Source organism: Streptomyces solicamelliae, from assembly GCF_045348655.1.
GTDB lineage: Bacteria > Actinomycetota > Actinomycetes > Streptomycetales > Streptomycetaceae > Streptomyces > Streptomyces solicamelliae.
The window spans coordinates 7,332,769-7,345,996 of sequence record NZ_CP160404.1; the positions used below are offsets into that span (position 1 = coordinate 7,332,769).

General features: G+C 70.0%; 11 protein-coding genes and 2 pseudogenes. 5 read left to right on the forward strand and 8 right to left on the reverse strand.

The features are described from left to right. Window positions 1-499 precede the first annotated feature (499 nt). Window positions 500-782, forward strand: a pseudogene (locus tag ABZO31_RS33880) (transposase); the annotation flags it as partial. Here the strand turns inward: ABZO31_RS33880 and ABZO31_RS33885 are convergent. From ABZO31_RS33885 to ABZO31_RS33900, 4 genes are all read right to left on the reverse strand, one after another. Further along, a complete protein-coding gene (locus ABZO31_RS33885) occupies window positions 712-1,095 on the reverse strand; it encodes a CPCC family cysteine-rich protein (protein WP_406865199.1) in 384 nt (127 codons plus the stop codon). The pseudogene ABZO31_RS33880 and the gene ABZO31_RS33885 sit on opposite strands and share 71 nt — an antisense overlap. A 168-nt stretch (window positions 1,096-1,263) precedes the next feature. Further along, the gene (locus ABZO31_RS33890; RefSeq protein WP_406865201.1) at window positions 1,264-2,043 is read right to left on the reverse strand and encodes a hypothetical protein; all 780 of its coding nucleotides are present in this window, start codon (window positions 2,041-2,043) and stop codon (window positions 1,264-1,266) included. A 527-nt stretch (window positions 2,044-2,570) separates the two neighbouring features. After that, entirely contained in the window at window positions 2,571-3,329 is a 759-nt protein-coding gene (locus ABZO31_RS33895; protein ID WP_406865203.1) for a DUF2993 domain-containing protein, read from the reverse strand. A gap of 11 nt (window positions 3,330-3,340) precedes the next feature. Then, complete coding sequence (locus ABZO31_RS33900; protein ID WP_406865205.1) at window positions 3,341-5,542, reverse strand: MMPL family transporter; 2,202 nt, start codon at window positions 5,540-5,542, stop codon at window positions 3,341-3,343. Between the two features lie 137 nt (window positions 5,543-5,679). On the opposite strand from ABZO31_RS33900, the gene ABZO31_RS33905 reads away from it, so the two are divergent. Beyond that, window positions 5,680-6,399: a TetR/AcrR family transcriptional regulator gene (locus ABZO31_RS33905; RefSeq protein WP_406865207.1), complete on the forward strand. Its 720-nt coding sequence runs from the start codon at window positions 5,680-5,682 to the stop codon at window positions 6,397-6,399. A gap of 426 nt (window positions 6,400-6,825) precedes the next feature. Continuing rightward, a complete protein-coding gene (locus ABZO31_RS33910; protein ID WP_406858734.1) occupies window positions 6,826-6,987 on the forward strand; it encodes a hypothetical protein in 162 nt (53 codons plus the stop codon). A gap of 300 nt (window positions 6,988-7,287) precedes the next feature. Here the strand turns inward: ABZO31_RS33910 and ABZO31_RS33915 are convergent, their stop codons facing one another. Beyond that, complete coding sequence (locus tag ABZO31_RS33915; protein WP_406858733.1) at window positions 7,288-7,722, reverse strand: hypothetical protein; 435 nt, start codon at window positions 7,720-7,722, stop codon at window positions 7,288-7,290. Between the two features lie 99 nt (window positions 7,723-7,821). Here ABZO31_RS33915 and ABZO31_RS33920 point away from each other — a divergent pair, with 99 nt between their 5' ends. After that, window positions 7,822-8,784 carry a GlxA family transcriptional regulator gene (locus tag ABZO31_RS33920; protein WP_406865209.1) on the forward strand — a complete coding sequence of 321 codons (963 nt, stop codon included), beginning with the start codon at window positions 7,822-7,824 and terminating at the stop codon, window positions 8,782-8,784. A 586-nt stretch (window positions 8,785-9,370) separates the two neighbouring features. On the opposite strand, the gene ABZO31_RS33925 is transcribed toward ABZO31_RS33920, so the two are convergent. Then, on the reverse strand, window positions 9,371-9,793 hold the full coding sequence (locus ABZO31_RS33925; protein WP_406865211.1) for a hypothetical protein: 423 nt from the start codon (window positions 9,791-9,793) through the stop codon (window positions 9,371-9,373). A gap of 108 nt (window positions 9,794-9,901) precedes the next feature. Between ABZO31_RS33925 and ABZO31_RS33930 the strand changes: the two genes are divergently transcribed. Further along, complete coding sequence (locus ABZO31_RS33930; protein WP_406865212.1) at window positions 9,902-10,369, forward strand: hypothetical protein; 468 nt, start codon at window positions 9,902-9,904, stop codon at window positions 10,367-10,369. A gap of 24 nt (window positions 10,370-10,393) precedes the next feature. On the opposite strand, the gene ABZO31_RS33935 is transcribed toward ABZO31_RS33930, so the two are convergent. Together ABZO31_RS33935 and ABZO31_RS33940 are read right to left on the reverse strand one after the other, a co-directional pair. Beyond that, window positions 10,394-12,163 (reverse strand): helicase associated domain-containing protein, encoded by a 1,770-nt coding sequence (locus tag ABZO31_RS33935; protein ID WP_406865213.1) that lies wholly within the window; start codon window positions 12,161-12,163, stop codon window positions 10,394-10,396. 68 nt (window positions 12,164-12,231) lie between these two features. Beyond that, window positions 12,232-12,779: pseudogene (locus ABZO31_RS33940) on the reverse strand (DEAD/DEAH box helicase family protein). Between the last annotated feature and the right edge of the window lie 449 nt (window positions 12,780-13,228).

Sequence of the window (13,228 nt, forward strand, 5' to 3'; positions counted from 1 at the left end):
TCCAGTCGGGCTCTCTCGCCCAGGGCGGCAGGCCGTCCCGTAGGTATCCACATCGGCACCTCAGTTCGGCACATGGCCGCTGGGGTTGGAGTGGCGTTCCTGGCTGCAGATGGCGCACGGCCAGTCCAGCCCCATGCGTGGGTTGACGAACGACCGGAGATCCTCGCCCGGAAGCCACTCCACCGTGGGCTTGGTGCTTAAGCGACGAGGCCACGCGGCATCCTGCGAGAACGACAGAGACTGACAGTCGCCCGGACCACCGCCAACACCTCATGGGAGCCGCCTGGCGCAAAACCGGTCCGTTCCTCCGCAACTGAGGGCCCTGGCGGCTTTCACATGAAAATGCCACGTGCGGCAGTGAAATGCCCGGCCGGCTCTGGATCCCCAGCCGGCGCCATGCGACTCTTCTCCCATGGGGCCCGTGAGCGGCGCCACGCGGTGTCGGTGTCGAACTCAACTGTCGCCGCAGGCGCCCGGTCAGCTCGACGCCGGTCCGGCTCCGTTCGCGCGGGATCTCCGCCGGCCGTGGGAACGACAGGCGGAACCGAACAGACTCACCCCTGCCCCGAGTCCGTCGGGGGTTGAGGAACCTGCACGTGAAGACCGGCACGCCGGCCGGGGCACCGAAACCCGTACGGCCCGGGCCCGGCCGTCCGCTCGGAGCGAAGAATCAGCGGCCCACTCCCCGCTACGGCGTCGGAGGCGTCCTCGTCACCGGCGGGTCCTGCACCCGGCCCGCGCACCACAACGTCGGCACCGAGCCCACACGAGTCGTGGGCTGAGCAGCCGTGTTACTGCTCCTCGGAAGACGGAGCCCGGACGCTTATTGACCCACCTCGGATCGCACGCACTCATCTCTTCGAAGTTGCGTGGTGCTTGAACGAGGCTGGGCGATCCGTTTGGGCCTACTCGGACGACATCATCATCGTGCTCGTCCTGGCCGGCGTCCTCCCAGTAGCACACCGTGCATATATCTCGTGGCGCCACGGGCCTCCAGAGTGAGGCAGCCGCAGCAGGGATATGCGTAGGGACCGTTCTCCGGGCCGAGAACGATGTTGGACAACGGGGGAGCTGGGTGCTGTCTTCGCTGGTCACCAAATGGCCAGATACCAGTACCCGCGGACATCGCGTGACCGCAGCCGCTCGTAACAGCAGCAGAGGTTAAAGGACAGGCGCAGGCTAGCGATGTGGCGTGCAGAGACCCGAGCGCCATGCCCAGGTCTCGTACGCAGATGGTCATCGATGAGGGTTGCTTCTCCGGGGTCAGCTGCTCTGCTTCCCTGCGTTGGGAAGGCAGGCTTGCGCTGGCTGCCTGACGTGGGTACACAGCCCGCACCAGTCCTCGTTTCTCCACACGCCACCCGTCACTGCGTGCCGTAGCGCATCGACCGTGGTCGCCAGGTTCTCGGCCCGCTTCGCAAAGCAGCGCGCGACCCAAATGTCCTCTGTACCCCACCACTTGTGAAGCTTCAGATGAATCGCCGTCTCGCTGCCGACCCACCACCTGTCGGCGGGCCCAGTTGCCTCAGCGTCGAGGGCAGGGAGGCCGGCTTCGGCGACCGTCGGGTCCTGGCTGGGTTCGGTGGCAACGGAGAAGGTCACATGGGGCCAGTCTCGGACCTGCGACAACTGAGCGTGTGTCTCCAGGCGCTGGAGGATGCTGCTGTTGATGATCCGGGGACGTCCCGCGAGCGTCATGGCGGTGCGCTCGTCCGGGAGGACGTCGACCGACCAGGTCTGGTCACCATCGTGGATGCCTGGGAAGGTCCAGCCGTCGGTGTCGAGATAGATGGTGGCCTCGCCGTGCAGGCCGTGTTCCATGCCGTTGGGGCCGAGGAGCGGGTACCACAGGCCGCCGTAGCGTTCTTCGAAACGAATCATCGCCTCGATGGCCTCAGGCGGCACTGCTGCCTCGTCCCCATCCGGCGTCTCCGCGCGGGCCAGTGCACGTATGCGGTCAGCGGGCATTTCATGGCCGCGCCGTGCCCGCGCCAGGAGGGTCGCGACGCGGGGCGACAAGCAGGGGTCATCGAGGATGTGCACGTTGATACGCTAGTGGTCGGCTCGGTCGTCTCGATCAACTGCCCACCCTCTCGTCCAGTCACGTCATCCGATTCCGTGCGCTCAACTGGCCAAGTAGAACGCTCAGTGGCCGACTAGACCACTCAGTCACACGAAGTGGTGAACAGCTCCGGTACCTGCGGCAAGGACTGGACGAAGGGCGGCGTCGCTACTGCACGGTTGTCCTTCCCCGTGAGGACGGCGCCCAGGCCGCCGTCGCCACCAACCAGTACGACCTCGCCCGTGCCCTGCTCGAGTGGGATGGGCAGGGCTGGGCAGCTGGTCGCAGCCTGCTGTTCAGGGCAGACGTACGTGCCGCGCATCGGGCCGGCCGCCCCAGGTTGCGTTTGCGCGGGGTCTGCATGGAGCGAGTACCACGGGTGCAAGGACCCTGCACACCCCCTGAACAGACTGCGGAGGGGCCTCGGAGACTCCGACGCCCCCACTGCGCCGGGGCGGAGGGCGCACTGTCGAACACGTCCACGCCCACGTCCAACGCGGACGGCCCGTCAGGTGAGGTCCACGCGTCGGGCGCGGGCGTGTGCCGTTATCCCGTCGGGGCCCACCGTTACTGTGGTGGCCTTCAGGCCCAGGGGGAGGGGCGGCAGTTGTCGGCGTCGCTCTGACAGGGCCTTGTCGATGGCGGGAGCGGCCGGGTCGATCAGGCGGCCGGCCAAGGCGGCGCTGTCGGCCTGCAGCGTGACGGCGCCTGCGTCGAGGCGGAGTTCGGCGATGATGGTCAGCGGCATCCCCAGGATGGAGGACACGATCCGCAGTCGGCCGTTGCCGGCGTCGGAGAGCCGGATCTGCCGGCTGCCCTGGGTGGCGAGCGAGTCGAACGGGGCGGTGAATGCGGCATCGACCGATTCTGCCGTGTAGCCGTCGGCGGTCTCGGACACCTCGCGGAGGTCGACCGCGGCCTTGACCGGGATGCCGTCGGGCGTGAGGGCGTCTGCCGTGAGCCGCACCTCTGGGTGTGCGCCCCGGGCGGTGTTGAGCAGGAAGGGGTAGCCCTCGATGGTGACCTCCGGCGCGGCCGGCCCGCTGCCGTGGCGGTCGGCGATTCGCTCGGTGATTCGGTTCGCGAACCTTTCCTCCGCCGTGTGGCGGGCAAGGGTGTCGACCGTGAGCAGTGCGGCACCCGCCAGCAGGGTCAGGGCGATGACGCCTCGGGCCGGCCGCCGTGCCGGAGCCACGCGTCCGGTCTGCTTCTTCGGTGACGTAGTGGTGTGGGGGGCCGTCGGGGTCTGTGCGGTCTTCGAAGCCATGGGTGGGTACCTCAGCGAGGGGGGCGCCGGCCGGAGCCGGTTGCGGCCGTGGATGCGGACAGGGAGGCCGAAGCCGAGGCGGCGGCCTGGGGCGGGTCGCCGGCGGGAGTCGGCGGTGTGCCTTCGATGTCCACTCGGGGGAGGATCCGGGCGAGCCTGGCCGGCAGCCACCAGTTGCTTTCGCCGAGCAGCACCATGCTGGTCGGTACGAGCAGTCCGCGGACGACGGTGGCGTCCAGGGCCACGGCCGTGGCCAGTCCGATTCCGAACATTTTCACCACGGGGTCGTCGGACTGCAGGTAACTGAGAAACACGCAGACCATGATCATCGCTGCTGAGGTGATGATCCGGGCCGTGCCGGTTAGTCCGTCGACGACCGCTCGGGTGTTGTCTCGGTGGCGGAGGTAGGACTCGCGTACGGCGGTCAGGAGGAACACCTCGTAGTCCATGGAGAGCCCGAACAGTACGGCGAACATCAGCAGCGGGACGTAGCCCGGAATCGGCATCGGGCCGTCCAGGCCGAGCATGCTCGCCCCCCACCCCCACTGGAACACCGCGGTCAGTGCGCCGTACGAGGCTGCGACCGAGATCAGGTTCAGCGCGGCCGCCTTGACGGCGACCACGGGTGCGCGGAAGGCCAGGAGCAGGAGCAGCCCGGCGACGAGGACTACGGTGGTGATGATCGCCGGCATGCGGGCGGCGAGCCGCGTGTTCATGTCGGCCTGGGCGGCCGTCGGCCCGCCGACATGGGTGGTGGCCCCGGTGCCTGCGGTGGCCTGGGGCAGAGTGGTGTCACGCAGCCGGTTCACCAGCGCGACGGTGTCCGGATCGGCCGGGCCGGTGGTCGGGGTGACGTGCCACAGGACGTGGTGTCCGCCGGCGTCGAGCCGGGCCGGGCTCACCGCGGCCACCCCGGCGGTCTGTTCGAGGGCCTCGGTGACCGCCGAGACGCGGTGGTCGGAGGGTCCGTCGGCCGCGGTGGGGAGAGTCTGGGTCACGTTGAGGGGGCCGTTCGTGCCTGGACCGAAGGCCTTGGCCAGCCGGTCGTACGCGGTACGGCTCGCCGTGCCGATGGCCTTGTCGCCGCCGTCGAGTTGGCCGAACGTCAACGAGGCGGCCGGAGCGGCAAGCACGCTCACCAGGACCAGGCTTGCGAGTAGGTAGTGGTGGGGTCGGTCTGTGACATGTGTGGCGAGCCGTCGCCAGCGCTTGGCGGCAGGGTGGGTCGGGCAGGGAGTTTCGGGGGGTGTTGCTGCGGTGCGTGCGTAGCTCGGCCTGTGGCTCAGTCGGTGGCCGAGCAGCGTGAGCAGGGCCGGGAGCAGGGTCAGAGCTGCGAGGACCGCTACGAGTACGGCGATCGCGGGCGCGAGGGCCAGGGCGTGCAGGAGCGGGAGCCCGCCGAGCGCGAGACCCGCCAGTGCGGCCGCGACCGCGCAGCCGGCGAAGGCGGCGGCCTTGCCGGCGCTCGCCGTGGTGTGTCCGGCGGCGTCCACCGCCGGGTGTCCCTGGGCCAGGAGTTCACGAAAGCGCGTCAGGCAGAAGAGGGTGTAGTCGATGCCGACGCCGAGGCCGATCATCGCCGCGATCGTGGCGCCCGCCGAGGGCATGTCGAGGACGTGCCCGACCAGGCCGATCGCCGACAGTGAGATCACCAGTCCCACGACTCCCACTGCCAGGGGGGAGGCCGCGAGGATCCTGCGCAGCCCGAGGAACAGGACGATTGCCGCTGCGGCAAGCCCGATCAGCTCGCTGTGGGTGGTGGACTCCTTGTCGGCGGCTGCCGCGAGCTCGCCGCCGGGGGTGACCGTGATGCCCGCCTGCCGGGCGGGCTCGGCGGCTGACATGACGGCCTCGCTGATCTCCGGGGTGATGTCGCGGCCCGTCACGTTCAGACCGATTGAGAGGTAGGCGGTGTGGCCGTCCGCGCTCATGGCCGCCCGGCCCGGTGTCCCGTACGGCGTGCCGACGCTCATGACGTGGTCCACCCGGGCCACGTCCGCGGCCGCCGCCTCGACCGCCTTCCGGGCGATGGCGGACGTCAGAGCCGGGCCGTCCGGGGCCGTGTGGAGTACGAGGGGCTGGTTGCCGGAGGCGGGGCCGGGGAACGCGTCGGCCACATCCCGGGCGGCTTGGCTGTCGCTGCCGGGGATGACGACCGCTTCGCTGGTGACCCGCCCCTGAAGCATCACCGCGCAGGCCACGGCGATGGTCACGGCAGCCCAGAGGGCGAGGATCCGTCTCGGTCTGCGGGCACACCAGCGGCCCAGGGCAAGGAACATCGTGCCGCGCTTCCCTCCGCAATGAAGTTGCACTCCGAGTGCAGATTCACCGTTGCACTCGGAGTGCAATAATGTCAACGGGAAGAAAGGAGCCCCCGTGGGACGGCATCCCGAGCAGAACAGCCCGCGGCGCCCCGGCAGCCCCCGGTAGCGCGGCTGACGTTGCCACCGCCGCCGTTGCTGCGGACGGCCGGACCGCGCGCGGCCGGCAGACCCGCGAGAAGATCGCCGACGCGCTGCTCGCGCTTCTCGATGAGGGGGAGACGGACTTTCCCGCCGACCGGGTGGCCCAGTACGCGGGGGTCTCACGACGATCGGTGTTCCACCATTTCGACGACATGGCCCAACTCGTGGACACCGCCATCACCCGCCGCCTGGGACAACTCGCCGAGCAGATAAGGCCCTTGCCCACCAGCGGTCCGCGCGCCGCACGCGTGGCGGCCTTGGTCGAACAGCGCGCCCGAATCCTCGAATGGATCACCCCGGCACGCCTGGCGATCATGCGCATGGAGCACCCTTCGGACCGCATCCGTGAAGTCACCGATGAGGCCTTCGCCGACGCCCGCCGACGCCTGGAGGCAGTGCTGGGCGAGGAGCTCGGCCGTGTGTCGGGTCGACGGCGTACGGATCTGGTCGACGGGCTCGACGCGGTGACCACGTGGGGCGCCTGGTACCACTGGCGCTCCACCGGGCTCAGCCCCGACCAAGCGCGGCACGCCATGGAGGCCACCGTGCTCAACTTGCTCGACTCGATCGGCCCGCCCGACCAGGTGCTCCACGGGTCCGAGTGAACGGGACCGCGCCGGCGACTCGGCCCGCCGCGAGCGCGACGCGCGGACCGTCCGGTTGCGGGCGGACGTCCGACAGGGGATGCCACGAGCGCTGACCAGAACGACGACGCCCGGGACGAGGAGCCGAGGAGTCACTTGTGATCAGTCGCGGGGGACCTCGGAGTGGTCCTTGGCTCGTTTTGCTGGCGGACGATGCATCGCCTCACGGGCGAGCGCCTTCCTCGCAACGTCCCCGCTGGTCTCGATCACCTCGAAGACTTCGCCGTACGCACGCCGCCAGGCGGGTGACAGGCCTGTCAGGTTCCTTTCCTGCGGGGCGTTCCGTTCAGTTCATGAACGGCCGGGCCCGAACAGTCCGGACCTTCAGATGGTCAACGGCACCGCCCGCAGCGAACACGGAGCGGACTTCCCACTCGTCGTCGCCTCGTGCACGCGTTCACCCAGCAGCCCGGGACCGCCCGCCACGACCTGGTCCTCGTCGACGTTGACATGTTCGGCTTCTGGAGCTGCGGCACGCCACTGGCCGCGCTCCTCGCTCTGGACATCGGCCGATCCGGAACCGGTCGGAAGCTGACCCCGGACAGATGAACGGCCGGACGGCCCGGCTCGCCCGGCAGGGCGGCGAGGATGGGGTGGGTATCGGTCCGCCGTCAGAAGATGTGCTGCGCGCTGCCGGCCATGGCGGTCTATACGACCGGCCGCATCCCCCGCTCCCCGCCGGTGGCTGCGGGCTGCGGGTTGCCGTACGCCGCCGACTCGCGCGGCGCCGCGTCCCCGTCGCCGGCGTTGCCGGTCCAGTCCGCGACGCGGGCTGCCGAATGCCGAATGCCGGCTGTAGGCTGTAGGGGCGCGGCTGTCGCTCGGCCCAGGGCTGAGGGCTGAGGGGTTTCAGGCCCATGCCAGGAGTCCGACCGCCACCAGCGCGTCGACGACCATGCACCATTCCGCGTACGCCCGCGGCACCACCGCGCGCGCCCGGTGGTGCGCGAAGTCCCAGGCAGAGTGCGCGAACCATGCGGCGGCGACGATGTACACCGCCGCCCGCCCGCCGACCGCGAAGGCGAGCAGCGCGGGCAGCGACCACAGGACGAGACCGCACAGCTGGATCCCGAAGGCCCGCCGTGTGCGCAGCTCGCCGCGCAGTGCCCCGACGACGAGATACACGCCGGGCAGGGTGATCATGAGTACGGCGAAGGGCTGCCAGTTCACCGCGCCGTCCCAGAAGACGACGGCGACGCAGGCGAGGGCCATGAACGTGGGCCAGCGATGCGCGAGATGGGCGACGGCGTGTACGGGGACTTCCTGTCGTGGTGTGTTCTCCATGCGCCCCACCTTCCGGGCCGCTCTGCGGCGGGCGGAAGTGTGCCGGTCCGGCAGGTCCGAAACCTTGGGGTGCCTGTCCTTTCGGCCTACCGTGGCGGCATGGAACGCCGCATCGTGGTCGTCGGATACGACGGCGCAGAGCTGCTGGAGATCGCCTCCCTGAACACCAGCCTGGCCATGGCGAACGTGACCGGGCAGGTGCGGCCGCCGTACCGGGTCCTGCTCGCCACGCCCGGCGGGCGTCCCATCGCCTGTCCGACCGGGCTCGTCATGCAGGGCCACGAGAGCCTGGAGCGGCTCAAGGGCCCCCTGGACACGCTGATCGTCGCCGGCGGATTCGGTTTCGAGGCGGCCACGGCCGACGCCCGGATCGTCGCCCATGTCCGCCGGCTCGCGGCCGAGAGCCGCCGTGTCGCCTCGGTGTGCACCGGGGCGGGCATCCTCGCCGCGGCCGGGCTCCTCGACGGTCGACGTGCCACCACGCACTGGAGATTCGCCGACCGGCTCGCGCAGCGGCATCCCGCCGTCGAGGTCGACGCGACCCCGCTCTACATCCGCGACGGGAACGTCCTCACAGCCGCCGGCGTCACCAGTGCGCTCGATCTCGCCCTCGCCATCGTCGAGGAGGACCACGGCCCGGAACCTGCCCGCCGGATCGCCCGGGAGCTGGTGATCTACCTGCAACGGCCCGGCAACCAGGCCCAGATGAGTATCTTCACCACCGCACCGCCTGTCGGCAACGACGTCGTCCGGCGGATCGCGACGCACATCGCGGGGCACCTGGGCGGCGATCTGTCGGCACCTGCCCTGGCCGCCCTCGCCGGCGTCAGCGAACGCCACCTCACCCGCCTGTTCCGTGAACACCTCGGCGCCACCCCCGGCCGGTACGTGCGCCGCGTCCGCACCGAGGCCGCCGCCCATCTCCTCGCCGGTGGCACGCTGCCGCTCGCCGCCGTCGCGGCCCGCTGCGGCTTCGGCACCGCCGAGACACTGCGCCAGGCGTTCGTCGCCCGGTACGGCATCTCCCCGTCCCGCTACCGGGCCGCCTCGACCCGCACCTGACCCGCCCCGCCCCCGCCGAGCAGGGCGGGCCGCGGCCTGCCCGTCGCTTCTGAAGAAAGCCATAGCTGCCCGGCTCACCCCCGGCTTCCGCGCGGGCGACCTGACTGGCCTGCGGCGGTCTGCAGCCGGAAAACACTCGGCGTACGGGCCGGACGAGGGCGCCCCCGAGCCGATCTCCCGGTCTGCCTGTGCTCGCGCGGGTACGCTCGGCCGGCCTGCCGCTCGGTCAGGTCCCCGCCGCGCGGCCCGTGGTGCGGGACGAGAAGGCCGGTGCCGTCGCACCTGCCTGCAGGGGCTCGGCCCTCGCCGTCATCGGGCGCATCCCGGTAGTCGTCCCGCTGACCCCCGCCCCGTGCAGCTCCGCCGCACGGTTCGCCACAACCGGGAACCGCACACATGCCCACCTCATCGCCACCCTCGGCCGGCCAGCGGGCGGGCCGTTGCGCGTCCCGGCCCGCCGACCGTGTCCGACAGCGACACGCCACCGGGCAGGCAGCGCACGCAGCAGCGCAACCCTCCGGCGTACCGGACCCCCAGCCCGCACCGGCGCCGCCGCAGCGCCCCGCTGCCGCTGCCCAGCCCGCACCTACGACGCGTCCGGGTGCGTCGGGGCCGGGTCCGGCCCCCGCGGCGGCCTGGGGGCCCGGCGCCGGGCCCGTGCCAAGCGCGCCACGCGTGCGATGCCGTAACCGAGCAGCCACGGCAGGAGCGTGATGCCTCCCACGTACACGGCCAGGTACCCGAGGAAGTCGTGGAGGTGTTCCGGCGTGCCCAGCGTGCCGTCCTCCAGAACCGGACGGTCCCACCTGCTCAGCGGGAAGGCCATGACGACGGCCGAGGCCGTCACGGGGACCAGCGGGACCAGCAGCGACCACAGTCGAGGCCGGCGGCCCGGTACGCAGGCGCACCACACCCCCATGGCGATCATGGCGAACGGCCCGAACGGCACCCACAGCAACGCCGGGAGCACCAGCAGCGCCCGCCCTTCGTCCGCGTACCCGAACATCATCGGCGCCGCCCCCTGTCACCCGCCCCCGTAGGGCCTCCCACACTCACCATCCTGGAAGCATGACCGCGCAGCCGGACCTGTCCCGGGACACAGCCCAGCCCCCCCGCCATGAACTTCACCGTCAGCCACGTAGGCCTGCGGACCTCACAAGTCGACAGCGTCAAGCAGGAGGGACCGCTGACAGAGTTCAACTTCGCCACGAAGCGCTTCGTTGCCATCGCTGTGACTGACATCGACGGCCCTACGGACGTCCAGCAGGTGAAGGACTTCTTCTCTTGGCCGACATGGCCGGCACCATACATTCCCCCGACCAGCGAGGAATGGGCAGCCGTCTTCAACACGAAGACCAAGGCCTTCGAAGGACTGTACGGATCGACAGCCGCAGGAGAACTGTCGGTCGCCATCCGCTGCGCCCAAGCCTCCCGGATCACCGATGCGATGTGGGAGATGGTTCAAGGTTCGGGCTGCGTTCTTCTGTGCACTGGTCTCAGTGGAGACCCAACCGCAGCCGAGTTCGGCGCCGCTGCCGGCAATAGGAAGCTCCAAGCCGTCCTCGCACAAGCAGTCTTCGACTGATCCTGGGCTGCGACCGCTCGGACATCATCCCCACCTCATCCCGAGCTCGGACAACTCCCCGACCCGCTCCGGCGCGAGGCGTGCACGGCGGGAGCGGCTGTTGGCGATGAACACCCCCAGCGCGTACCCGGTACCGTCGACCTCTTCGACGTGCCGGTGAGGAACCTCCAAGTGCCCCTCCCGCTGCTGGTACTGGCGAGCGGCAGCTACATTCGCCGCCCACACCTGCGCCCGCGTCCGCTGCGGCACCGTGACGCTCTTCTCACTGTCTGGCAGGGGTTCGAGCCCGAGCGCTTCCCTCAGCAGCCAATGTTGTGCCGCTCCCAGGGTGTCCCACTGACGCCGCTGTACGGCTGCCCACTGCCCCAGGTCCTCGCCCTGGACCACCAGGCACCCCGATCCCTCCGGCAGAACTCCCCCGCCCCGTACATGCAGGCGGGCGAGATGGAAGCACCGCTGCCAGGCCACCGGCCAGGACGGGCACCACGACGGGTCAATGGCCTCCAACGCCCGCCGCCGCTCCACACTGAGCCCAGCTCCTTGCCCGGCCTTGTCCTGCCGGGCAGCGGCCCTCTGGTTCTTCAGCCACACCCCCACCGCATAGCCCTCCCACATGGCATCCGGCGCCAGCAGGTGCCCGTGCTCGGCCGCCCACCCCCGCGCCGCCGACAACCCCTCGGCGAAAGCGACCTCCGCATGCGACCAGATCATGCCGAGCTCGTTCAGCTGTCCCACCCGTTCCTGGCTCAGTTCCCCACGCGTGCGCGCACTGCGCTGCCTGGCGATCCACACCCCCAGAGCGAACCCGTCCGGCGTCCGGTACTCATACGGCACAGCCAGGTCCCCGCGGTCACTGCGGTAGGCGAGCGCGGACGAAAGGCCCCGCAGCCAGAACTGCGTCTCCGGCTGCAACACCCGAAGACTGATGAACGCAGCCAACTGCGCCGGATCCCGAGGCCGGGAAAACGACAAAAGCTCCGCAGCAGCCTTACTCACGCCGCCTGCCACCTCCACCACCTCGCCAGCCGCTTCGCCGCCGGCCACCTGGGGAGCGGCCAACTGCTCCACGGCCTGGGCGTCATGAGCCCGAAGAGCCGTCAGCACCTTCACCAGCTCCCCATAGGCGCGCGAGACCAGCATCTCGTCAGGCTGCTCACCAGGCCCGAGGAACACAGGCACTACCAAAGAGGCGACCTTGCCCTCCCCGGGCTGCATCCGAAGCGCCCGCCCCACCGCCTGGACGATGTCGACTGCCGACCCCCGCACATCCGCGAAGACGACCGCATCGCACTCCTTGGTATCCACCCCCTCACCCAGCACCCGCACCGAGGACAGCACCCGCACCCACGCCGCCCCCGGATCAACCTCCGGCTCCGACGCGAACCCCTCCAGCACACGGCCCCGGTGCGCCGGCTTGTGCGCCCCACACAGCCAGTCAGCCCACACCCCATCAGCCTCCGGATACAGACCCGGATCGCTCTCCCACAACTCCTTCGCCACCGAACCAAGACCACTGGAGAACGCCTCAGCCTCACTGGTCCGGTAATGGAACGTCAGCAGCCTCCTCAACCGCCGCTCCGCAGCAGCTTTCATCACTGCCGTCTGCAAAGCCGCCAGCCGCACCCCCCGAACCTCCGCCGTCCTGCCCGCACCCCCCACCAACTCGACCACGGACACCCCAGGATCAGCGATATCGACACACACCACCTGGTACCGAGCGATCAACCCCCGCTCAATCGCCTCCGACAGCGACAGCCGGTACACCACCGGACCGAACACAGCCTCGTCATCCATCGACGCAACCAGCTCACCACCTCCCGGACCCTCCCGATCCGCCACCTCCCACAACCGCGGCGTAGCCGTCATATACAACCGACGCAGCAGCCAAGCGCCCGCGCATCGTCGTGAACCCCCGCCCACGCCTTGCCCAACGCCCCCGACGTCCGATGCGCCTCATCCACCACCACCAGATCCCACGCACCCAACCCCGCGCGATGACTCCGCTCCACAACCCCCAGCCCCAACGAGGCATAGGTCGCGAAGACCGTCACAGACTCCAGACCCGAAACCCAACCCACCAACTCCGCCTCATCGGTGGTGCATTGGAGAACCTGTGCATCCTCGCCCGACAGCGAGCATGCACCGAACATCGGACCCCGGCGCCCCGCCTCACGCCACACCGACACCGTCTGCGCCAACAGCCCAAGCGTGGGAACCAGCACCAGAACCCGCCGGGCTCGCAGAGCCGCGCCGCGTGCACAGCGATCAGACTTTTGCCCGTCCCAGTAGCAGCGACAACCTGGGCCCGTGCGCCGCCTGATGCCTCTCCATCAGCAACGTGCTCCAAGGCCCGCACCACTGCGTCAACGGCCTCAACCTGATGAGGACGAAGCGTCCACCGACTCGACACAGCACACCACCTGTCACCCTCGGGGCACCCAGCAGAGCCACTACCCGCTAAGCGTAGACTTTATCCGCGTTCAGTTTTGATTGCAGGGAGCCGGAGCGCGGACTCCAACCCACTATGGCAGGTGGATCACCGTCATCGGGCGAGCTCGAGTAAGAGACCACCCCACCGATTCGGCGTGAGGGGACAATGCCCAACTCGCTTCCCACGCCGCCCTTTAGCCAGCCGCCCGCGAAGCGGGCGGGCTTGGAGGCGAAGCCGGAAAGCCAAGGCAGGGGAGCGCAGCGGACCTGCCCAACCAGGCTGCGCAGCAGCCTGGTTGGTGGGGAGCCGAGCGAAGGCCGGCTCCCCCACCAACACTCCGTCAGGCAACCGCAGCGAAGCGGAGGTTGCCCCTGGAGCGCAGCGGACCCAGGGCCGCCGGGCGAAGCCCGGCGGTTCCCTCGAGCGCG